Source organism: Actinorugispora endophytica, assembly GCF_004363075.1.
In the GTDB taxonomy this organism is placed as follows: domain Bacteria; phylum Actinomycetota; class Actinomycetes; order Streptosporangiales; family Streptosporangiaceae; genus Actinorugispora; species Actinorugispora endophytica.
Window position 1 is genome coordinate 12,794 of the sequence record NZ_SNYN01000004.1, and the last position, 21,413, is coordinate 34,206.

Below are 21,413 nucleotides of genomic sequence, written 5' to 3' on the forward strand. Positions count from 1 at the left end.
CATGACCACCACCGCTTCCTCGCGTTCCACCTCCTTGAAGTGGGTGGGCGCCTTCGTCGACGAGCGTGTCAGGAAGATCCAGCACGGCTACCTCAACGACCACTCCGACGCGGTCGCGACCCTGGCGAAACTACGTCGGGGCGCGGGCAAGCCGCTGGGTGACGTCCCCGAGCTGTGGGGCCTCACCATCGACGACGACTTCTACCGCAACGCCCCGCGCGGTGACGAGCGGGCACTCCGGGGAGCGGAGAACGCCGCGCACATCGCGCTCACCCTCTACGCCGCACACCAGCAGTCGCGCCGCGACGCCAGAATGCACCAACCCGGCCGCGACCTGGGTGGAGCCGTACGCCGCCTGATGCCGCCAGGCGATATCGACGAGCCGACCCGCAAGCGCTTCGTGCAGGTCGGCGCCGCCACCAACATGGGCACCCTCGCCTACCGGCTGCGCGAGATCGTCGTCCTGCTGCGCCGCGACTCGGTCCCGCTCGACTACGGCCTGCTCGCCGACCAGCTCACCACCGCGCAGCGGCCCGGCGGGATGAAGGAGGTCCGCGCCGCCTGGGGGCGCGGATTCCATGCCCACCGGCCCAGAACCGCCGAGAACCCCGACCCCGGACCCGACACCACCGACAAGGACGCCTCGTGAGCCGCACCATCCTCGACCTGCACGTGCTGCAGACCGTCCCGCCCAGCAACCTGAACCGCGACGACACCGGGGCGCCCAAGACCGCGGTCTACGGCGGCGTGCGCCGCGCCCGGGTCTCCAGCCAGGCGTGGAAGCGCGCCACCCGCCTCGCCTTCGACACCCTGCTGGACCCCGCGGAGCTGGGGACCCGCACCAAGCGCGTGGCCGAGCTGCTGGCCGGGCGGATCCGGCGCATCGACGACTCCATCGAGGAACGCGAGGCGTGGGAACTGGCCGCCGAAACGGTCCAGGCCGCCACCGGCTCCAAGATCGAGCCGCCCAAACGCAAGGTCGAGGCGGCCAGGAAGAACGGCGGGGACGCGCCCGCCCCCGAGTCCGCGTACCTGATGTTCCTGAGCGCCCGCCAGCTCGACGGCCTCGCCGCACTCGCCGTGGAGGGACGCGCTGACATCAAGGCGTTCCTCAAGGACAAGGACACCAAGAAGAGGGCCAAGGAGACCGCCGACACCCGGCACTCGGTCGACATCGCCCTGTTCGGCCGCATGGTCGCCGACGGCGCCGACATCAACGTCGACGCCGCCGCCCAGGTCGCCCACGCCATCAGCGTGCACGCGGTCGAGAACGAGTCCGACTACTACACCGCCGTCGACGACCACAACACCGACGCCGAACCCGGCGCGGGCATGATCGGCACCGTCGAGTTCAACTCCGCCACCCTGTACCGCTACGCCGCCCTCGACGTCGACCTGCTGCGCAGGAACCTCGGCGAGGGACTGCGCGAGGACGAACCGGTCACTGAGCCGCTGCGCCGCGCCGTCGAGGCGTTCGTACGCGGCTTCGTGGAGTCGCTGCCCAGCGGCAAGCTCAACACCTTCGGCAACAACACGCTGCCCGACGCGGTCATCGTCAAGCTGCGCTCCTCCCGCCCCGTCAGCTTCGTCGGGGCCTTCGAGGAACCGGTCAAGGCGGCCTCCATCGAGGACTACCCGCAGGAGGAGGCGTCGAGCGGCGGCCACCTGCGCGAGGCCAGCGAGCGGCTGGCCGCCTACGTCCCCGACATCGAACGCGCCTACGGGGTCGATGACGCGGACACGTGGGTGCTGCGCGTGGGGGAGAGCACCAGGAAGCTCTCCGCTCTCGGCACGGAGGCGTCGCTGCCCGACCTGGTCGAAGCCGTCGGCGCGGCGGTGGCCCGGCGCCCGGCGCCCGCCGAATGAGCAGCGTCCTGGCGCTGCTGCTGGCCGGCCCCCTGCAGTCGTGGGGGGCCTCGGCCCGCTTCGCGCGGCGCACCACCCAGCACGCGCCCACCAAGAGCGGCGTCATCGGCCTGCTCGCCGCCGCCCAGGGCCGCCAACGCGCCGACGACCTCGCCGACCTGGCCGCGCTGCGCTTCGGCGTGCGCGTCGACCAGCGCGGCTCCCGCGTCCGCGACTACCAGACCGCCAAGCACTTCGACACCGGCAAGTCCATGCCGGTCTCGGAACGCTTCTACCTGGCCGACGCCGTCTTCGTCGCCGCCGTCGAAGGCGACGACGCCCTGATCGACGACCTCCACCGGGCGGTGCGGGAACCGGTGTACCTGCCCTACCTGGGGCGCCGCTCCTGCCCGCCCGCGCGCCGCATCGACCTCGGCGTCCACCGCGACAGGACCATCGAACAGGTGCTGGCCGAGGAGGAGTGGCACGCCGCCGAGTGGTACCAGCGAGGCCGGCGCCACCAGCAACCGGTCGCGCTCGACACCTTCGTCGACGCCGCCCCCGGTGACAGCCGCACCGACAGCGTGCGCGACCTGCCGCTCAGCTTCGACCCCCTGCACCGCCGCTACGCACTGCGCGGCGTCCGCCCGGACACGGTCGAGATCCCCAACCCCCGAGCGCGCCGCACCGCGCCCCCCGACCACGACCCGACGACCGCCCTGGTAGGCGACTGATGCACCTCACCCGCTTCCGCCTCAACACCGCGCGCGGCGGCGCGCGCAAGCTGCTGTCGTCGCCGCGGAGCATGCACGCCGCCGTCATGAGCTCCTTCGCTGACGCGCTGCCCAGTCACACCGACGGCCCGCGCGTGTTGTGGCGCGTCGACCGCAACGCCAGAGCCGAGGTCTTCCTCTACGTCGTCAGCCCGACCGCGCCCGACCTCACCCACCTGGTGGAGCAGGCAGGCTGGCCGACCAGCGGCACCTGGCAGACCTACGACTACACGCCGTTCCTGACGCGATTGGCCAAGGGCGGCACCTGGGCGTTCCGGCTCACCGCCAACCCGGTGCACAGCATCCGCCGCAAGGACGGCGAGCCGACCAAGACCACCGCGCACGTCACCCCGCGCCACCAGATGGGCTGGCTCCTCAAACGCCAGGAGACCGCCGGTTTCCGGGTGCTGGAGAAGCCGCCGGAGGAGCGCAGGCTCGCCGAAGGCGGCGAGTACGAGCTGATCGTGCACAACCGCCAGAACCACGCCTTCACCAAGGGGCCGGCCGACAGGCGCGGCGCACCGGTCTCCCTGGTCACCGCGACCTTCGACGGCCGGTTGGAGGTCACCGACCCTGACGCGCTGCGCCGCGTCCTCACCACCGGGCTGGGGCGGGCCAAGGCGTACGGATGCGGGCTGATGACCCTGGCGCCGGTGGGCTGAGCAGTGGCCACGGTCGGGAAGCGCCGCGCCTCCACCCCGCGCGAACTCACCCGGGTGGCAGACCGGTTGTCCTTCGTCTACCTGGAGCGGTGCACGGTACACCGCGACGCCAACGCCATCACCGCCGAGGACGGCGAGGGAACCACGCACATCCCCTCGGCCACCATCGGAACCCTGCTGCTGGGGCCCGGAACCCGCGTCACCCACCAGGCGATGAGCGTGCTCGGGGAGAGCGGCGCGGGCGTGGTGTGGGTGGGAGAGCACGGAGTCCGCTTCTACGCGGGCGGCCGGTCCCTGACCCGCTCGGCGGCCCTGGCCCAGGCCCACGCCAAGGCGTGGGCGAACCGCGTCACGCGCCTTGAGGTGGCCCGCGCCATGTACACGATGCGCTTTCCCGACGAGGATCCGGCGGGCCTCACCCGGCAGCAGCTCCTCGGCAAGGAAGGGCGAAGGGTTAAGGACTTCTACCGCAAGGAGGCGGCCAGGGTCGGGCTGCCCTGGCACGGGCGGCGCTTCACCCCGGGCGACTTCGACTCGGGTGATCCGCCCAACCAAGGCATCACCGCTGCGGCCCAGTGCCTTTACGGCATCTCCCAGGCGGTCGTCGCCGCGCTGGGCTGCGTTCCCGGCCTGGGGTTCGTGCATTCGGGACACGAGCTGTCGTTCGTCCTGGACGTGGCCGACCTCTACAAGACCGAGGTCGGCATTCCGATCGCCTTCGACGTCGCCGCCGAGAGCCCGGCCGAGGTGGGAGCGCGTACCCGCAGGGCCGTCCGCGACCGCGTCAACGAGATCGGACTGCTCGACCGGTGCGTCCGCGACATCAAGAGCCTGCTGCTTTCCCCGGGATCAGACGTTGATGTCGACGGCGGCGCCCCGGACCGCGTCGGTCTGCAGACCGACCGGGGCCCGGACCTCGAATCCGGCCGCAACTACGCCGACGGGGTGATCTGGTGACGGTCATCGTGCTGACCCACTGCCCTGTGGGACTGCGCGGCTTCCTCACCCGCTGGCTGCTGGAGATCTCCCCGGGAGTCTTCATCGGAGGCCCCTCCGCGCGCATCAGGGAAGTGCTCTGGGCGGAGGTGAAGGAGTACGCGGGCAACGGCCGAGCACTGCTGGCCTATAGCACCAACAACGAGCAGGGCTTCGAATTCGAGACCCACGACCACAAGTGGCATCCGGTGGACCACGAGGGCCTGACCCTTATCCGCCGCCCCAACGAGCAGGGGGAAAGCGCCCCAGCGGCGCAGAAGCAGGGATGGAGCAAAGCATCCAAACGCCGCCGATTCGGAAACCGGTGAACACGCCCACGGAACCTGTGGGTGTTTTGTCTGATTTTCGAGAAGTAAATGAAATGAACACTCACCGCTGATAAACTCCCAGGTCATTCAGAGTGCTCCCCGCGCACGCGGGGATGGTCCCGACACCGACCCGAAGGAGAAGACCGTGGGATTGTGCTCCCCGCGCACGCGGGGATGGTCCCCAAACTCACCCGCATCGAAGCGCGCAAGATCCGTGCTCCCCGCGCACGCGGGGATGGTCCCGACGGTCACTCTCCGGGGACACCGGAGAGTGCGTGCTCCCCGCGCACGCGGGGATGGTCCCACCACCACCGCGCAAACCACCACCGCGAACCCGTGCTCCCCGCGCACGCGGGGATGGTCCCCGGCGCTTCCGGGCCGCGGCGGAGGAACTGGGGTGCTCCCCGCGCACGCGGGGATGGTCCCTAGCCCCGAACCGAACCGGAAGGAACCGGTAAGTGCTCCCCGCGCACGCGGGGATGGTCCCTGAGCGAAGATCTTCCGCGCCCGTTCGACATCGTGCTCCCCGCGCACGCGGGGATGGTCCCCGAGGGTGGAATGGCCGAGCTCGCGCAGCCGGGTGCTCCCCGCGCACGCGGGGATGGTCCCGACGGTCACTCTCCGGGGACACCGGAGAGTGCGTGCTCCCCGCGCACGCGGGGATGGTCCCACCACCACCGCGCAAACCACCACCGCGAACCCGTGCTCCCCGCGCACGCGGGGATGGTCCCCGGTAGGACTTGGCCACGAACCGGAACGGCCAGTGCTCCCCGCGCACGCGGGGATGGTCCCGATCCACGTCGCGAACCGGTCGGGGGCGAGCAGTGCTCCCCGCGCACGCGGGGATGGTCCCTACGGGATGCGCTCGGACGCGCCCGCCGCGAAGTGCTCCCCGCGCACGCGGGGATGGTCCCCGTTCCGCCAGTTCCCTGGCGGCACACTCGTAGGTGCTCCCCGCGCACGCGGGGATGGTGCCGGTGGGGTGGGGAGGGCGACGCCGGGCGGGTGAGCGCGCAGGGGACGGCCCGGCGTCTTCGGAGCCCCGAGGTTTTCGAGGGCTGTCGGGTCGGACCGCGCTGGGCACTGGGCTCTGGGCGCTTGGTGCTCTTACGCCTCGAGGCGGCTCAGCGCTCGCACGGCCTCGCGCTCCACGCGTGAGAGATCGCGGAGGATGGTTCCGGCTTGTACGAGGAACCGCGTCTCGCCTGGCTCGCCGGCCTTCTTGATCAGTGCCGCCACTCCCCGCCCTCCGGCCGGGGTCACCAGGGGACGGCGCCCTCGTCGTCGAAGAAGCCGCCGCGCGGTCCGTCATCCGGCAGGGTGGCGAGCCGGATCACGATCGCCGCGCCCTGCTCGGGTGTCCGGGGCGCGGCGAACCCGGTGAAGTCGGTCGCCACGTAGCCGGGGCAGGCGGCGTTCACGATGATGTTCGTATCGGCGAGCCGGCGGGCGTACTGTGCCGTGATGCTGTTGAGCATCGACTTCGACGGCGCGTACGCGGCCATGATCGGGCCGGTCCGCAGTGTCAGCGAGCCCATGTTGCTCGACATGTTGACGATGCGCGGCGAGTCCGCGCGGCCGAGCAGCGGGAGCATCGCGTTCGTCACCCGGACGACCCCGAACACGTTGGTGTCGAGGACGGTGCGGACGACGTCGAGGTCGAGCGTCGTCGGATCCTGCGCGCCACCGTCGGTCCGACCGGAGATGCCCGCGTTGTTGACGAGCACGTCGAGTCGCCCCGTCGTCTGCTCGATCGCCGCGGCCGCCGCGGCGGCGCTGTCATCGGAGGTGACGTCGAGGGCGACCCCGAACGCGTCGACGCCTGCGGTGCGCAGGCGCTCGACGGCCTCCTCGCGCCTGGCATCGTCGCGAGCCCCCACCGCGACCGTGAAGCCGATCGCCCCGAGACCCTGTGCGACGGCGAAACCGATTCCCTTGTTCGCGCCGGTGACCAGCGCGGTCTTCGTGTCGTTCACCCGACCCATGCTCGGCGGGCGGCGCACCCGCCGTCCAATACCGGATCAGTGCGCTGTGATACCCGCCAGGTGCCGGTCGGTAGGCTGCTCGCGTGGACGATCTCGAGACCCGTGAGCTCCGGTACTTCGTCGCCGTCGCCGAGGAGCTGCACTTCGGACGTGCCGCCGACCGGCTCGGAATCGCACAGCCGCCGCTTTCCCGCGCGATCCGCCGGCTGGAGCGGCGGCTCGGCGTCCAGCTTCTCGACCGGGACCGTCGCGGCGTGGCGCTCACCGATGCCGGCAGGGTGCTGCTCCGAGAGGCCAGAACGGCCCTCGACGCGGTCGCGGCCGCCGTGCGCCGGACGCGGCGCGCCGGGGACCCGAAGCGGCCGCTGGTGCTCGCGTCGAAGGCCGGGGCGTCCCACGAGCTGCTGCGGCGGCTCCTCGACGCGCATGCGGGCGAACCCGGCGCGGCGCCGGTCGAGGTCCTCCTGTGCGAGGTCGGCGAGCAGGCGCGGCTGCTCCGCGACGGGCGCGCCGACGTGGCGCTCATGCATCATCCGTTCGACGACCTCGCGGGGTTCGACACCGAGGAGCTCCACGTCGAGGGCCAGGTCGCGATCCTACCGGCGGGGCATCCGCTCGCGTCACGCGATCAGCTCACGCTGGCGGAGGTCCGCGACGTGCCGGACCTGCCGATCGCTCGATGGCCCCGGCTCGACGGAACCTACCCGGACGGGCCCGGACCGGAGGTGCGCACCCAGTCGCAGCTCGCCCAGCTCGTGGCGCTCGGCAGGACGCTGCTCGTCATCCCCGCCTCCAGCCGTGCCTGGCAGTGGCCCGAGCACGTCGCGGTCCCCGTCGTCGACGCGCCGGAAGCCACCACGGTGATCGCGTGGCCGCCGGGCAGCCGCTCCCAGGCGGTCGCGTCACTCGTCCGCTCGGCGGCCGGGCTCCGCGACGCCGCGCCGCGTCCGCCCGAGGGCCCTGAGCCCGATGGCGCCCACACCCGCGCGGCCGGACCCGGGCGCGCGGACGATCGGGGGTGAGGCGGTCGGCTTCCCGGAAATGTCACCGGGGCGTGGGAGGGTTCCGGTGTTCCCGCAACCGACCCATTCGGGAGTATCCGTGTCGTTCCAGGCGTACCTCGACGCGATCGAGGACAAGACCGGCCTGACCCCGCGTACGCTCGTCGACCGCGCCAGGGAGAAGGGGTTCGACTCCCCTTCCGTGAAGGCCGGGACCATCGTGCAGTGGCTCGCCGACGACTACGGCCTGGGCCGCGGCCACGCCCAGGCGCTCGTCCACGTGATCAAGAAGGGGCCCCGGATCAGCGCGAAGCACGTGGGAACCACCGGGACCCACCGCGACGCCTCCGACACCCTCTGGCTCGACGGCAAGGCCACCAGGCCGCGGTGACCCGGGTCGGCCCGAAGCCGTCCACGACGAGTCGCTCGCCTTCGCCCTCGCGCCGAAGGACAAGGGAGGTCCCGGTCCCCGAGCGCGAAGGCGTAACCCGTCCGGGGCCGTGCCACTCGTTCTTCGGCTTGTCCGGCGTCGGAGCACGCTTCATTCCCTCACGGCCGCGCCCGCTTCGGCAGGGTGAGGATCTCGGCTCCGTCGCCGGTGATGGCGATCGTGTGCTCGCTGTGCGCCGTCCGGCAGCCCGTCGCGCTTCGCAGCGTCCACCCGTCGGCGTCGGTGACGAGTTTCGCGGTGTCCGCCATGACCCACGGCTCCAGTGCGAGCAGCAGCCCGGGGCGCAGCTTGTACCCGCGGCCGGGCTGGCCGGTGTTCGAGACGTGCGGGTCCTGGTGCATCGTCGATCCGATGCCGTGGCCGCCGAACTCGGTGTTGATCGGGTAGCCCGCCGCGCTGAGGACCGTGCCGATGGCGTGGGAGACGTCGCCGACGCGGGCCCCGGGACCGGCGGCGGCGATCCCCGCGGCCAGCGCGCGTTCGGTCGCGTTGATCAGGGCGACGCTCTCGGGGGGCTTCGTGTCGCCCACGATGAAGCTGATGGCGGAGTCCGCGGCGATTCCGTTCTTGGAGACGGCGAGGTCGAGTGTCAGCAGGTCGCCGTCGGCGAGCGTGTAGTCGTACGGGAGTCCGTGGAGCACGGCGTCGTTGACGGCCGTGCAGATGTAGTGGCCGAACGGCCCGCGCCCGAAGGACGGCTCGTAGTCGACGTAGCAGGACTGCGCTCCCGCCTCGACGATCATGGCCTCGGCCCACCGGTCGATGTCCAGGAGGTTGGTGCCGACCGTACTGCGTTCCCTCAGCGTCTGCAGGATGTCGGCGACCAGGGCGCCGGCCTCCTTCGCCCGGGCCAGTTCGGCGGGTTTCAGGATCTCGATCACGCGGCGCCTTCCTCATTCATCCAATAACTATCCCGGTAATACTATCCCGGTACTAGAATCGGGGGCATGGTCAGGTTGCCGCTCACACCCGCGGAGGTCGAGCGCGGGCAGCGCCTCGGCGCCTTGCTGCGTCGCGCCAGGGGGGAGCGCTCGATGCTCGAGACCGCGCTCGACGCGCGCGTCTCGCCGGAGACCCTCCGGAAGATCGAGTCGGGCCGCGTGGCGACCCCCGCCTTCCCGACCATCGCCGCGATCGCCGGTGTCCTGGGCCTCTCCCTCGACGTGGTGTGGGCCGAGATCAACCAGCCCGAACACGGAGTCGAACCGGCCGGCCCCGGTCGCGACGAGCGGCTGGCCTCGTAAGCCCCGGGTCCGCGCGCCGGCGCCCGCGTCCCGCCGCGTCCGCGACGGGCTCTCCGTAGTCCGGCCGATCCCCGCACCGCCTGCGGGGAGGCTTCCTCACCCGCGTTGGGAGGGGGAGGCGGCCTCCCAGGCCGCCTCGATCATCCGGAAGACGTCGTCCACCGCGGCCTCGGGGTCGGCCGCCTCGCGGGCCAGCGAATAGGCGTCGATCGCGAACCTCGCGACCGCCCGGCAGGCCGTCGTGGTCCGCGACAGGCCGGGGTCTGCGGCGATGGCCGCCGCCAGCGACTCCGCGTGGCGCAGCCTCATCGACTCCTCGTAACTCCGCAGGGAGGGCGATTCGTCGACCATGCGCCAGATCGGGGCGGCGCTGTCCGCCGTGCAGTGGCGCACCAGGGCCAGGACCTCCCGGCGCAGCGCGGGGATGAGCGGCTCGTCCGGCGTCCGGCCGGTGACCGCCCGCGTGAGGCGCCGCTCGAAGTCCTCGTCCTGCTCGAACACCAGGGCCTCTTTCGAGGCGAAGTGGGAGAAGAGCGTGGTGACGGCCACGTCGGCCTCGGCGGCCACGTCGCGGATGCCCACCGCGTCGTACCCGCGTTCCAGGAAGAGCCGCAGGGCGGTGTCGGCGATCTTCTGGCGGGTCGCGGCCTTCTTGCGCTCGCGGCGTCCGGGCGGTGCGGTCATGCCGTGACACTATCAAATGCAAAACCGTAACGGTTTTTAAAAACTAACCGTTAGTGCTACGGTCGGCCGCATGAAGAGAGTGAGCTTCGCCGAGTTCGGCGGTCCGGACGTCCTGCGACTCGTGGACGCCGAGGAACCCCACCCGGGCCCCGGCCAGGTGCGCGTCGCCGTGCGGGCGGCGGGCGTGAACCCCGTCGACTGGAGGATCCGCGAAGGCCAGTTCCAGGAGGTCGATCCGATCGAGTTGCCCGCCGGAGTCGGGCAGGACGCCTCCGGGGTGGTGGACGAGGTGGGGGAGGGCGTCGAAGGGGTCGAGGTCGGCGACCACGTGTTCGGCGAGGGCTCGAACACCTATGCCGAGTTCGCCGTGCTGTCGGCCTGGGCCCGCATGCCCGAGGGGCTGTCGTTCGAGGAGGCGGCCGGGTACCCGTCCGTGATGGAGACCGCGCTGCGCGTCATCGGCCAGGTCGGTGTGCGGTCCGGGCAGACGCTGCTGGTCAGCGGCGCGTCCGGGGGAGTCGGATCGGCGGTGCTGCAGATCGCCCGCGACCGCGGCGTCACGGTGATCGGCACGGCGGGGGCCGCGAACCAGGACTACCTGCGCGGCCTGGGCGCCGTCGCCACGACGTACGGCGAGGGCTGGGTCGAGCGGGTGCGCCGGCTCGGCCCCGTCGACGCGGCCCTCGACCTGGCGGGCTCGGGTGTGATCCGCGAGCTCGTCGAGCTGACCGGGGACCCGCGGAAGGTGGTCTCCATCGCCGATCTCGGCGCGCCGGAGCTCGGCGCCCGGTTCTCCGGAGCGGCCGGGAGCATGCCGGAGGCGCTCGCCGAGGCCGTCGCCCTCATCTCGCGGGGAAGGCTCCACATCCCGGTCGAGAGGTCGTACACGCTCGCCGATGCCGCGGCGGCGCACATCGACAGCCGGGCCGGACACACGCGCGGGCGCCGGGTCGTGCTCGTCTGAGCCGTCTCCCGCGCGGGAGCGCGGCCCGGCAAGCCGGACCCCCGGCGGTGGTGGACGTGCTTCCCGCCGCCGGGGCCGCCGGGCGGGCACGGCCGGGACGACCGCCGGCGCCGGCGGCGAGGCGAGACCCCGGTCCGCCGGCACCACGACACCGTGGCATCGCGGCTCCCCGGCCGGCGGCTTGGTAGGGTGCGCGGGTCGAACCGCTTCGAGAGCCATGGCAGCGCCCAAGGGAGAGGGGCCGGATCACGATGCAGCCGTCAGAGGTCTCGCGCGCGGTGGCCGCGGCCGTGTCGACCGCCTCGTCGCTCGCCCTGGCGGTCGACGACGCGGTCGTTCTTCACGACTCGAACAAGCTCACCCTGCGGCTGCTGCCCTGTGACGTCCTGGCCCGGGTGGCGCCTGTGGCGCACCAGGTCGCGCGGTTCGAAGTCGAGCTCGCCCAGCGGCTCGCCGAGTCCGGGTGCCCGGTGGCCGCCCTCGATCCTCGCGTGGAGCCGCGCGCCTACGAGCGTGACGGCTTCGTGGTCACGCTGTGGACCTACCACGAACCCGTGACCCGTGGAGAGGTCCCACCGGCCGACTACGCCGGCGCGCTCGAGCGGCTGCATGCCGGCATGCGCGAGCTCGACGTCCCGGCGCCGCGGTTCACGGACCGGGTCGAGCAGGCCCAACGGCTCGTGGCGGACCGCGACCGTACTCCGGCGCTCGCCGACGCGGACCGGGAGCTGCTCGGCGACACGCTGCGAAGCCTGGGACGAGTGGTCGGCGGGCGCGGCGGCGCCGAGCAGCTGCTGCACGGCGAGCCGCATCCGGGCAACGTGCTCGCCACGGAGAACGGGCTGCTGTTCGTCGACCTCGAGACGTGCTGCCGCGGGCCCGTCGAATTCGACCTCGCCCACGCGCCCGAGGAGGTCGGCGAGCACTACCCGGGGGTCGACCGCGACGTGCTGCGCGAGTGCCGGCTTCTCGTGCTGGCGATGATCACGACGTGGCGCTGGGATCGGGGCGACCAGCTTCCGAACGGGCGCGGACTGGGCGCGGAGTGGCTCGGCCGGATCCGGGCGGAACTCGGTCGCGACGGCCCGGACACCCGTGGCTGATCGCGGACCCTCTCCGACGTCGCGGGCGGGTTTCCCCCCTGGGCGCCTCACGTGTCCGGCCGCTCCTCCTGGTGCCGTGCGAGGACCCGGCCGATGACGCGCGCGCCGTCGGGGAAGCTCCCGGGGTCGGGGCCCGAGTAGTTGAGACGGAGGTAGGCACCGGTGGGCTCGGCGGGGAACCACTCGTCTCCCGGGGCGACCACGACTCCGGCGGCCTCGCAGTCCCGGACGAGCCGCGACAGGTCGGTGGCGTCCGGCAGCCGCACCCACAGGTTCAGCCCTCCCCGGGGCAGTGCCTCGGGGCAGGCGGTGGGGGCGTGCTCCCGCAGCGCGTCGACGAGGAGGTCGCGGCGGGCGGCGAGCTGCTGGCGCAGGCCCCGCAGGTGCGTGCGCCAGGCGGGTTGGGTGACGACGTCGAGCGCCACGGACTGCAGCATGCCGCTGACGTACATGGACTCGGCCTGGGCGTCGACGAGGATGCGCTGGCGGGCGGGGCCCCGGGCGACGATCCCGGCGATGCGCACGGCCGGCGACACGCTCTTGGTCAGCGACCGCAGGTAGACGACGTGCCCGCTGTCGTCCCGCGCCGCGGCCGGGTGCGGGTCCGCGGTGATGCCGAAGTCGTGCGCCCAGTCGTCCTCGACCAGGAACGCCCCGTGGTGGCGGACGGTGTCGAGTACCCGGTCGACCAGGGCGGGGGGCCATTGGGCGCCGGTGGGGTTGGCGAAGTTCGGCTGGGCGTAGAACGCGCGCGCCCCGGTGGACTCGAACGCCCGTGCCAGCTCCTCCGGGTCGGGCCCGTGGACGCCGCTGGGGACGGGCACCACCCGCACGCCCGCCTGCGTCGCGGCGAGGATCGCGCCCCAGTAGGTGGGCGACTCCATCAGCAGGGGCCGGTCCGCGCCGACGAGCGCGCGGAAGACGGTGCTGAGCCCGCTCTGGCTGCCGGGCAGGACGACGGTGTCGCTCGGCGCGGGGGGCGTGACCCCGACCGGGGCCGCCGCGCCGAGTTCGGCGGCGAACCACGCCTGCAGCTCGGGGAGCCCCGCGGCGGGGGGCCTGCTGACGGCGGTGCCGCCGCGGGCCGCCCGGGCGAAGGCGGCCCGGACCAGGCGCTCGGGCAGCAGCTCCCGGTCCGGGTAGCCCGAGTGCAACGCGATCACGTCGTTCGGGGCGGTCCGCAGCGCCGTGGACAGACCGGGGGCGCGGTGCGGCGGGGACCCGAGCGCGGCGGTCTGCCACGCGTAGTCGTTCGGGCGGGCCACGCGGACGGCGCGGACGAAGGTTCCCACGCCGGGCCGGCTCTCCACCATCCCCTGCGCCGCCAGGGCGCGCAGCGCCTTCTGCACGGTGACCGGACTCGCCCCGTACCGCGCGACCAGCGCCCGTGTCGACGGCAGCCGCGCACCCGGCGGCGCCGACGCGATCCACTCGCGGAGCCCGGCGGTGATCCGCGCACTGCTATCGTTACTCATGAGGAATAACAGTAGCGCTACTCTCGAAAGCGCACGAGTGCTACCCTCGGCCCGCACGGGCCTCTGGTGGGGGCTGCTCGGTGTCGCGGCGTTCTCCTTCACCGTTCCGTTCACCCGGGTCGCCGTCGAGGGCGGCGGGATGTCGCCGTTGTTCGTCGGCTGCGCGCGTGCGGTCGTCGCCGCGCTGCTCGCCGCCGCCGCGCTGGCGCTCACGAGGCAGCGCCTGCCCGGCGGAGTCCAGTGGCTGCGCCTGGCGGTGGTCGCCGGGGGGGTGGTCGCCGGTTTTCCCCTGCTGACCTCCTTCGCGCTCACCACGACCCCGGCCAGCCACGGCGCCGTCGTGATCGGGCTCCTGCCCGCCGCGACCGCGGTGATGGCCGTGGTCCGCGGACGCGAGCGGCCCCCCGCCTCGTTCTGGGCCATGGCCGCCGTGGGAGCGGTCGCCGCCGTCGTGTTCGCCGCGTTGCAGGGAGGCGGGTTCGGCGGACTCCACTGGTCCGACCTGCTCCTGTTCGGCGCCGTCGTCGCGGCCGCGGTCGGCTACGCCGAGGGCGGTCTCCTCGCCCGTGAACTCGGGGCCTGGCAGACCGTGTCCTGGGCGCTCGTGCTCTCCGCGCCGCTGATGACCGCGCTCACCGTCGCCTCGATGGTCCAGCGGCCTCCGACCGGCACACCGGTCGAGTGGGCCGCGTTCGCCTACCTGGCCGTGGTGAGCATGTTTCTCGGCTTCTTCGCCTGGTACCGCGGACTCGGGATCGGCCCGATGGCGCGGGTCAGCCAGATCCAGCTCACCCAGCCCGTCATGAGCATCTGCTGGGCCGCGCTGCTGCTGGGCGAGCGGCTCACCTGGCCCACCGTCCTCGGCGGCGTCGCCGTCATCCTCTGCGCCGGTGTCGCGGTCCGGGCCCGGCTGGGGCAGGCCACGGTCCCCGGGAGGGGATAGAACGACGCGGACCGGGCCCGCCGCGAGCGCGAGAACGGGCAATCGGTCCCAGAGCTCATCTCGTCCGGGTTCTCGGCAGCCGGGCCGGGTGCCGATGGTGGAACGGCTGGTGCCGGACGAGCTGTGGGAACTGTTCCAGCGGGTGGGCGCCCGAGGCGCCCACCCGCCCGCAGGGCGGCGGGCGGCGCGGACACGGCGGTCGCCACGGGCCGGCCGGACAGGTCGCCGAACCCCCGTTCACGGCCGCGGATGAGCTGCCGGGCCGCTCGCGGCCGCGGCCGGTCAGCGCCTGTGGCATGTCTTCAAGTAGCTGAGGAATGACGCCTGCAGCCCGGTGACGTGCGTCTCCCGCAACAACGCGTTCGAAACCTGCTCCGACCGCCCCCGGGCGCGCAGCTGTTCCACCGTCGTAAGGACGTTACGGGCCATTCCGCGATAGAGCGGAATGTCTCCCAGCAGTTCGGCTTCGTTCAGCGTGATGTGCAGCCGTGGAGCGGCCGCGTCCCCGCCGGGTTCTGGCAGGGCTTCGACGAGGGTGAAGATCTGGCTGTCCGTACTGGCCACACCGGGGCTGCCCGCACCGATGCTCGCGAAGAGCCCTGTCTCGCGCAGCCATGCGTAGAGGGCGAAAAGACCTCCGTAGGAGTAGCCGAAGAGGCCGTGCCCCGACTCGCTGACACGCAGCTTCGACCGCAGGTGAGGGTGGGGAAGGGAAGAAGCGTCTCCTGGAGGCGCTGTTCGACGAGTTCGGCGAGAACGGTCCCGGCCCGCACCTGTCGATGCGCCAGGTAGCGGAGCGGATCGGTGTGCACCACACGTTGCTGACGTACCACTTCGGGTCGCGGCCGGGTCTGCTGCGTGCCGTGCTGTTGGAGGCGCGCCGCCGCGACAACCTCGTCATCGCCGAGACCGGCGACGAACTCGGGTTCGCGGCCCTGTGCGGAGCCGTCTGGAACTTTTACTCGGACCCCGCGCACGAAGACCGCACCCATGCCTTCTTCCACCTGGTCGGGCTCGCGGTCTACGAACGCGACGCGTTCCAGGAGCTCGTCGTCGACATCGACGGCCTGACGCACCTTCTCGAAGCGGTGGCTCTCCGCGACGGCGCTACGGCAGCCGACGCCAGGCGGCAGAGCATCATCGCGACCGCGTGCCTGCGAGGACTCCTGCTGCAAAGGTTGCTGTCCCCGACCGCCGAGGTCGACGCCGCGGCCGAGCGCTTCATCACCTCGTTGGCGGCATCCGGGGGTGGAAGCCACACGTTGTAGACCGCCGTGGCCCACGGGCCGGCCGGTCAGCGGGTCGCGCCGACGCCGAACCCGGCGCACGGGGCGGTCCGCGTGCGCCGGGGCGGGGCAGGGGGCCTCACGCTTCGGCTCCGCTCGCTGCGCGTCCACCCGGAAGACTCCGGAACGGTCGCGTCGCGTACCGGCGGTTCACCGGCGCCACGGCGCGATTCCGCTGTCCCGCGGAAGGCCGCGCGGCGCAGTCCCGAACGTTCAACGCCGTCCTCCGCGTGGCGGCAGCGGCGCGTGGCGCGCGTGCCGGGAATCCCCGGCGACGACCGCGGACCTTTTGGAGGCCGTCGACACCGGGCCAGGGTGTCGAGAACCCGAATGGGATGAACTCTTATTCCTTTCCTTGAACAGGCGCCATGGAATCTCCGTCGCGGGGTGATTCGTCGTCGGGAATCCGCCGACCGGATCGTCGGGGTGTTCTTCGGAGTTTTCGGCGCGGGGGTGGTTCGGGCTCTGTTGGAGCAGGGCCTGCTCGGGACCTGTTACGGCGGGCGGCGACGGCGGGTGCGGGTCGGGGCCGCGCCCATGACGTCCGTTGCGTGAGGGTTCCGTCGAGGGTCTTGGGCTTTCTGCCCGTTTCGGGGCCGGGAAGGGCGAAAAGCCCAAGATCATTCCGGGTGAGGGCGGGACCGGCCCTCGAATCTCCGGTGATCTTGCTGTTTTCCGCCCGAAAACCTTGATTTCGGGCGGAAAACAGCAAGATCATCAATGGAAGCCGCGCAAAACGGTCATCGTGGGCGCGGCCCCGATCCTCACTCGCTGTCGCTGCCTGCCGTCACCTCGCGATCCGCGTGGCGTGAGGTCGAAAGACCCACCCGGAGTACCGGTGCGCGAATCACCCACGCGCAGGAGGCTCCTCACTCGGGCCAAACGAGCGCACTTTATTCTCAGTGCTGATCTCCGGCACCGCGTCCAATCCCGTCCGCCGTGTGTGACGGCCGACGTGAGAGCTGTTTCCTTTGGGCGGCGGCACGCCCGGGTTCCCCTTTCGCCGCTCCGGGCCGGCGCCGGTGATCCCCACCTGCGCTGACAGCCGTCCTGACGCGGCTTATTCCCCCGGGGAGACAGCAGGGCGCCACTCGCTTCGGGCCCGCGCCGTCCGCGCCGGCCGTGTCGCGGGTCCCGCCGGTCCGCCAAATGAAACGGAACTCAGTCTTGACTCGGAAACGGCGGGGAGACAATATTACTTTGCTGTTACACGCGAGGTCCGAGGCGACTCGGCCCGCTGGTGGAGATCAATTTCTAGGACAGGCGAACCACCGTTGACGACTTCGTCCGACTCGAAACAAAAAGAATCCCCGCCGGAGGAGTTCGGCGTCCACGCCGTCTGCGTCGCCGCCGCTCCCGCGCGCTGATCCCGGCCTGTCACCGAAAAGGCTCCCCGAGCAGCCGCATCCCGTACGGCGAACCCCTCATCGAAAAATAGCCAGGCTCCGCCCGCCGCGCCTGTTTGCGAGGCGTCGTTTTCGTGTGCAAAGCAATCGGGGCCGCGCCGAGCCGGTCCAGAAAAAGCTTTCTTGAAAGGAACCCAGGTGAGCACGCTGAGAAGGGAAACGAGACTGACCCGCCAGGCGCACATCGGGGACAGCGGGAAGGCGTGGCACCTCGACGTCCTCGGCGATCTCGAATCCCGACTCACCGACCCCGGATTCCCGTGCGTCTTCTCGAAGAACGCGTTCCGGAAGAAGATCATCGAGTTCGTCTTCGTGGAGAACGGCGGGAGAACCGGCGTGCGGCACCTGGGGGAGGGGATCGAGGAGTACGTCGGCCTGTCCCGGGAATGGGACGGCCGGCTGGACACGGCGGCCCCGCTGGTCGCGGCGTTCTCGTTGAAAGCCGTGGAGGCCGACTCCGTCGAGGAGTACCACGCCTTCGGGTGGAGGATCCTCCAGGAACTGCACGAGATCGACCCCGCGCCCTGGCCCGGGGCGGTCGGGAAGGACCCCGACTCCGACTCCTGGTCGATGTGCTTCAACGGGATGCCGCTGTTCTGCAACATGAGCAGCCCCGCCCACCGGATCCGCAGGAGCCGCAACCTGGGCGGGCACTTCGTCATCGTCATCAACCCGCGCGAGCGGTTCGACGTCTTCGCCGGCGACACGCCCAGCGGCCGCAAGGTCCGCTCGAACATCCGCGAACGGATCGGCCGGTACGACGGCGCCCCGCACTCCCCGCAACTGGGGTCCTACGGATCCGGCGCCCTCGAATGGAGACAGTACGGCCTCACGGAGGGCGACGCGGAAAAGGCGGGCAGATGCCCTTTCGTTTTCCGGGAGCCCCTGAACTGACCGGCTCTCCGGACCGCTTCCGGGGCGGGGCGCCGGAAGAAGCAGGACTACCACGACAGAGAAAAGGAGCACCTGAACGATGGTCGACCTTATCGTCTCCCAGGGGCGCGTGGCCGACAGGGAGGCGGGGATGATCGAGGGCGCGTCACTCACCGCTCGGGAACTGGGACGCCGCTACGGCGTCGAACCGCGCTCCATCGGAACCCCCGCTCCGCCGGCCGACGACGACTGGAGCGTCAGCCTCCCCCAGGCCGACGAGACACTCCGGGAACTGGGGCGGGCGGTCACGGAAAGCGTCCGGGGCGGCAACCTGACCGTCGTGCTCGCCAACACGTGCTCGGCCGGTCTCGCCTCGCTTCCCGTCGTGGCGCGCGAGCACCCCGACGCCGTGGTGCTGTACATCGACGGGCACGGGGACTTCAACACCCCGGAGACGACGACCACGGGCTACCTCGGGGGCATGGTCCTCTCCGCCGCCTGCGGCCTCTGGGACAGCGGCCACGGCTCCGGCCTCCGACCGGAGCAGGCCGTTCTCGTCGGAGCGCGCGACATCGACGAGGCGGAGAGCGGGCTCCTGCGGAAGTCGGGGGTCCGGGTCATCCCCCCGAAGGAGGTGACGCCGGAGAACGTCATGGACGCCGTCGGCGAGTCCCGGGTGTGGGTGCACATCGACTGGGACGTGCTGGAGCCGGGGTTCGTGCCGGCCGACTACGAGGTCCCCGACGGCGTTCTCCCCGGGCAGCTCCGCGCCGTGTTCGAGGCGATCCCGGCGGATCGGCTCCTCGGGGTCGAGCTCGCGGAGTTCAACGCCCCGCCGGACGGCGGAGACAGCGGAGCCGCGGTCTCCGTCATCCTCGACATCATCGCGCCGGTGTTCGGGGCGGCGCGCGCCGGGTGAGCCGCGCCCGGCGGGAAGGGCCCTCCCCGCGGCGCGGCACCGCCGGCACACCCCGCCGGGCCGCCCGGGGGACAGGCCTCGGGGCGGCCCGCGGCGGCGCGGAACGCCGACTCCGACGAGGGCGGCCCGCCGGGACCCGGCCCGCGCGCCCCAGGGGCGCGTCGGCCGTCGCGCCGAGGCCGGGCCGCCCGGGGGCGGACCCCGTGTCAGCCGGCCGGGGACCGGCGGAGACATCCCCGTGGCAGGTCCTGTCGCATCCGTCTACGAAGGAGAACCCCTCATGCCCCTCTACGACAGCATCCTCGACACCATAGGCCGGACCCCGATCGTCAGGCTGCGGCGGCTCGCCCCCGACCACGTCACGGTGTATGTCAAGGTGGAGTCGTTCAACCCCGGCGGTTCGGTCAAGGACCGCCTCGCGCTCTCCGTCGTTCTCGACGCCGAGAAGAAGGGCCTGCTGAAACCCGGGGACACGATCGCGGAGTGCACCTCGGGCAACGTCGGCATCGCCTTGGCGATGGTGGCCGCCGCGCGCGGCTACGAGTTCGTGGCCGTGATGTCCGACACCTATTCGGTGGAGCGCCGCAAACTCATCCGGGCCTACGGAGGGAAGGTCATCCTCTTCCCCGGAGCCGAGGGCAGCAGCGGCGGCAACCGGAGGGCGGACGAACTCGCCAGGAAGCACGGCTGGTTCAGGGCCAACCAGTTCGAGAACCCGGCGAACCCCGCCTACCACCGTGAGACCACCGCGGCGGAGATCCTCGCGGACTTCGCGGGCCGGCGCCTGGACTACTTCGTCACGGGCTTCGGCACCTGCGGCACCCTCACCGGGGTCGGGCAGATGCTGCACCTCGCGCGGCCCGAGGTGCGCGTGGTCGCCGTCGAACCGGAGAACGCCGCCGTCCTGTCCGGCCAGGAGTGGAACGTGCACCGGATCCAGGGCTGGGCCCCCGACTTCGTCCCCGGTGTGCTCGACCGGGACGTGATCGACGAGCTCCTGACCGTGGACGAGGTCGCCGGACGCGACACCGCGCGCCGCCTGGCGGCCGAGGAGGGCATATTCGCGGGCGTCTCCGCGGGCGCCACCCTGGAGACGGCGCTTCGCGTGGCGCAGGACGCCCCGCCCGGATCGGTGCTGCTCGCCATGCTGCCGGACACCGGTGAGCGCTACCTCTCCACCTTCCTGCTCGAAGGGACGAGTGAGGGATCGGACGACGAGTGGCTGGCCTCACTGGACGAGGCCCCCGCGGCACGCGGGTCCGCGAAGGCTCCCTGAGCTTCCGGGCGGGCGCCCGCGCCGGCCCCGCCCGAAAGACGACCACCGCACGACGGGAGTCAGCTGCATGCCGGAACTCATCCCCCCCGCGACCCGTTTCGTCCCCCTGCCCGACGGTTTCGCGATGAGACGCGGCGGCGCGCTGTACGGCGCGCGCGTCGCCTACGAGGCGTTCGGGCGGCCGAACGCGGCACGGGACAACGTCATCCTCCTCATGCCGGGCCTCTCTCCCAGCGCGCACGCCGCCTCGAACCCGGACGACCCCTCCCCCGGCTGGTGGGAGGCCATGCTGGGGCCGGGCAAGCCCATCGACACGGACCGCTGGCACGTGGTCTGCGTGAACGCGCTGGGCAGCTGCAGGGGGTCGACGGGGCCGCCGTCCGTCGACCCGCGCTCGGGCGAGCCCTACCGGCTGGGTTTTCCCGAGCTCTCCATGGAGGACATCGCCGACGCCGCCGCCTTCACGGTGCGCGCGCTGGGCTTCGAGCGCCTGGCCTGCGTGGTGGGCGCCTCCATGGGCGGCATGGGCGCGCTGTCGCTGCTGGCCCGCCACACCGGCCTGGCGCGCGGCCTCGTCAACATCTCCTCGGCGGTGCACTCGCTGCCGTTCTCCATCGGGATCCGATCACTGCAAAGGGAGGCGATCCGATCCGATCCGCACTGGAACCAGGGCCGCTACGACGAGGGGGAGTACCCGGGGCGCGGCATGCTCACGGCCCGCAAACTGGGCATGCTCTCCTACCGCTCCCCCCAGGAGTGGGACCGCCGGTTCGGCCGGTCGCTCCTGGGCGGGGACCAAGGGGCGGAGAAGGAGCCGTTCGGCATGGAGTTCGCGGTGGAGAGCTACCTGGAGCACCACGCCCGCCGCTTCGTGAACGCCTTCGACCCCAACAGCTACCTCTACCTGAGCCGCTGTATGGACCGGTTCGACCTGGGCGACTCCTGCGGCGGTTCCGCTGACGAGGCCCTCGCCCGGCTGCGACCGGAGAAGGCGCTGGTGATGGGCGTGCGGACGGACATCCTCTTCCCGTTGCGCCAGCAGAGGCAGATCGCCGAGGGGCTCGCCTCCGGCGGCGCCGGCGTTCGGTTCCTGCCCCTGGACTCGCAGGAGGGGCACGACTCCTTCCTCATCGACACCGCCCGCTTCGGCCTGCCGGTGGCGAAGTTCCTGTCGAACCTGTGAGCGGGCCGGCGCAAGGGCCGCCCCGATTCCCGCCGA

22 protein-coding genes, 1 pseudogene and 1 CRISPR repeat array are annotated in these 21,413 nt (G+C 72.0%); of the genes and pseudogenes, 17 read left to right on the forward strand and 6 right to left on the reverse strand.

Annotation, left to right across the window (positions count from 1 at the left end; all coding sequences use genetic code 11):
- Nucleotide 1 precedes the first annotated feature (1 nt).
- Genes casB through cas2e form a run of 6 tightly spaced genes read left to right on the forward strand, consistent with a single transcriptional unit; the run spans nt 2 to nt 4,584 of the window.
- Complete coding sequence (casB, locus tag EV190_RS07560) at nt 2-649, forward strand: type I-E CRISPR-associated protein Cse2/CasB (protein ID WP_133740766.1); 648 nt, start codon at nt 2-4, stop codon at nt 647-649.
- Entirely contained in the window at nt 646-1,866 is a 1,221-nt protein-coding gene (gene cas7e, locus EV190_RS07565) for a type I-E CRISPR-associated protein Cas7/Cse4/CasC (RefSeq protein ID WP_133740767.1), read from the forward strand. The genes casB and cas7e overlap by 4 nt, the downstream gene beginning before the upstream one ends.
- Complete coding sequence (gene cas5e, locus EV190_RS07570) at nt 1,863-2,579, forward strand: type I-E CRISPR-associated protein Cas5/CasD (RefSeq protein WP_133740768.1); 717 nt, start codon at nt 1,863-1,865, stop codon at nt 2,577-2,579. The genes cas7e and cas5e overlap by 4 nt, the downstream gene beginning before the upstream one ends.
- Entirely contained in the window at nt 2,579-3,280 is a 702-nt protein-coding gene (cas6e, locus tag EV190_RS07575; protein ID WP_133740769.1) for a type I-E CRISPR-associated protein Cas6/Cse3/CasE, read from the forward strand. Before cas5e ends, cas6e begins: the two co-directional genes overlap by 1 nt.
- A gap of 3 nt (nt 3,281-3,283) precedes the next feature.
- The gene (cas1e, locus tag EV190_RS07580) at nt 3,284-4,237 is read left to right on the forward strand and encodes a type I-E CRISPR-associated endonuclease Cas1e (protein WP_133740770.1); all 954 of its coding nucleotides are present in this window, start codon (nt 3,284-3,286) and stop codon (nt 4,235-4,237) included.
- A complete protein-coding gene (gene cas2e, locus EV190_RS07585; protein WP_133740771.1) occupies nt 4,234-4,584 on the forward strand; it encodes a type I-E CRISPR-associated endoribonuclease Cas2e in 351 nt (116 codons plus the stop codon). Before cas1e ends, cas2e begins: the two co-directional genes overlap by 4 nt.
- Before the next feature lie 92 nt (nt 4,585-4,676).
- A CRISPR array of direct repeats spans nt 4,677-5,560; the repeat unit is 29 nt; unit sequence GTGCTCCCCGCGCACGCGGGGATGGTCCC.
- A 283-nt stretch (nt 5,561-5,843) separates the two neighbouring features.
- On the opposite strand, the gene EV190_RS07595 is transcribed toward cas2e, so the two are convergent.
- On the reverse strand, nt 5,844-6,569 hold the full coding sequence (locus EV190_RS07595) for an SDR family oxidoreductase (RefSeq protein ID WP_133740772.1): 726 nt from the start codon (nt 6,567-6,569) through the stop codon (nt 5,844-5,846).
- 83 nt (nt 6,570-6,652) lie between these two features.
- Between EV190_RS07595 and EV190_RS07600 the strand changes: the two genes are divergently transcribed.
- Nucleotides 6,653-7,591 (forward strand): LysR family transcriptional regulator, encoded by a 939-nt coding sequence (locus tag EV190_RS07600; protein WP_243742426.1) that lies wholly within the window; start codon nt 6,653-6,655, stop codon nt 7,589-7,591.
- A 79-nt stretch (nt 7,592-7,670) separates the two neighbouring features.
- Nucleotides 7,671-7,961, forward strand: a complete 291-nt coding sequence (locus EV190_RS07605) for a DUF4287 domain-containing protein (protein WP_133740773.1) — start codon at nt 7,671-7,673, stop codon at nt 7,959-7,961.
- Nucleotides 7,962-8,119: 158 nt separating this feature from the next.
- Here EV190_RS07605 and map read toward each other — a convergent pair whose 3' ends face one another.
- Complete coding sequence (gene map, locus EV190_RS07610) at nt 8,120-8,902, reverse strand: type I methionyl aminopeptidase (protein ID WP_133740774.1); 783 nt, start codon at nt 8,900-8,902, stop codon at nt 8,120-8,122.
- A 66-nt stretch (nt 8,903-8,968) separates the two neighbouring features.
- Here map and EV190_RS07615 point away from each other — a divergent pair, with 66 nt between their 5' ends.
- Nucleotides 8,969-9,265 carry a helix-turn-helix domain-containing protein gene (locus EV190_RS07615; protein WP_133740775.1) on the forward strand — a complete coding sequence of 99 codons (297 nt, stop codon included), beginning with the start codon at nt 8,969-8,971 and terminating at the stop codon, nt 9,263-9,265.
- A gap of 96 nt (nt 9,266-9,361) precedes the next feature.
- Here EV190_RS07615 and EV190_RS07620 read toward each other — a convergent pair whose 3' ends face one another.
- A complete protein-coding gene (locus EV190_RS07620; RefSeq protein WP_133740776.1) occupies nt 9,362-9,949 on the reverse strand; it encodes a TetR/AcrR family transcriptional regulator in 588 nt (195 codons plus the stop codon).
- A 70-nt stretch (nt 9,950-10,019) separates the two neighbouring features.
- On the opposite strand from EV190_RS07620, the gene EV190_RS07625 reads away from it, so the two are divergent.
- On the forward strand, nt 10,020-10,913 hold the full coding sequence (locus tag EV190_RS07625) for an NADP-dependent oxidoreductase (RefSeq protein ID WP_133740777.1): 894 nt from the start codon (nt 10,020-10,022) through the stop codon (nt 10,911-10,913).
- Between the two features lie 251 nt (nt 10,914-11,164).
- Nucleotides 11,165-12,016 carry a phosphotransferase enzyme family protein gene (locus EV190_RS07630; protein ID WP_133740778.1) on the forward strand — a complete coding sequence of 284 codons (852 nt, stop codon included), beginning with the start codon at nt 11,165-11,167 and terminating at the stop codon, nt 12,014-12,016.
- A 47-nt stretch (nt 12,017-12,063) separates the two neighbouring features.
- Here the strand turns inward: EV190_RS07630 and EV190_RS07635 are convergent, their stop codons facing one another.
- Entirely contained in the window at nt 12,064-13,491 is a 1,428-nt protein-coding gene (locus EV190_RS07635; protein ID WP_133740779.1) for an aminotransferase-like domain-containing protein, read from the reverse strand.
- Nucleotides 13,492-13,528: 37 nt separating this feature from the next.
- Here EV190_RS07635 and EV190_RS07640 point away from each other — a divergent pair, with 37 nt between their 5' ends.
- Nucleotides 13,529-14,434 (forward strand): DMT family transporter, encoded by a 906-nt coding sequence (locus EV190_RS07640; protein WP_243742427.1) that lies wholly within the window; start codon nt 13,529-13,531, stop codon nt 14,432-14,434.
- A 282-nt stretch (nt 14,435-14,716) separates the two neighbouring features.
- On the opposite strand, the gene EV190_RS07645 is transcribed toward EV190_RS07640, so the two are convergent.
- Both EV190_RS07645 and EV190_RS24280 read right to left on the reverse strand, forming a co-directional pair.
- Nucleotides 14,717-14,998 (reverse strand): hypothetical protein, encoded by a 282-nt coding sequence (locus EV190_RS07645; RefSeq protein ID WP_243742428.1) that lies wholly within the window; start codon nt 14,996-14,998, stop codon nt 14,717-14,719.
- Nucleotides 14,999-15,130, reverse strand: a pseudogene (locus tag EV190_RS24280) (alpha/beta hydrolase-fold protein); the annotation flags it as partial.
- A gap of 38 nt (nt 15,131-15,168) precedes the next feature.
- Between EV190_RS24280 and EV190_RS07650 the strand changes: the two are divergent.
- The 5 genes from EV190_RS07650 to metX all read left to right on the forward strand — a co-directional run bounded on the left by EV190_RS07650 (nt 15,169) and on the right by metX (nt 21,377).
- Nucleotides 15,169-15,702, forward strand: a complete 534-nt coding sequence (locus tag EV190_RS07650; protein WP_243742449.1) for a TetR/AcrR family transcriptional regulator — start codon at nt 15,169-15,171, stop codon at nt 15,700-15,702.
- Between the two features lie 1,562 nt (nt 15,703-17,264).
- Nucleotides 17,265-18,020, forward strand: coding sequence for a YqcI/YcgG family protein (locus EV190_RS07655; RefSeq protein WP_133740782.1), 756 nt, complete (start codon nt 17,265-17,267; stop codon nt 18,018-18,020).
- Nucleotides 18,021-18,099: 79 nt separating this feature from the next.
- Nucleotides 18,100-18,918, forward strand: coding sequence for an arginase family protein (locus EV190_RS07660; protein WP_133740783.1), 819 nt, complete (start codon nt 18,100-18,102; stop codon nt 18,916-18,918).
- Nucleotides 18,919-19,198: 280 nt separating this feature from the next.
- On the forward strand, nt 19,199-20,194 hold the full coding sequence (gene cysK / locus EV190_RS07665; RefSeq protein WP_133740784.1) for a cysteine synthase A: 996 nt from the start codon (nt 19,199-19,201) through the stop codon (nt 20,192-20,194).
- A gap of 67 nt (nt 20,195-20,261) precedes the next feature.
- Nucleotides 20,262-21,377 (forward strand): homoserine O-acetyltransferase MetX, encoded by a 1,116-nt coding sequence (gene metX / locus EV190_RS07670; RefSeq protein ID WP_133740785.1) that lies wholly within the window; start codon nt 20,262-20,264, stop codon nt 21,375-21,377.
- Nucleotides 21,378-21,413: the final 36 nt, after the last annotated feature.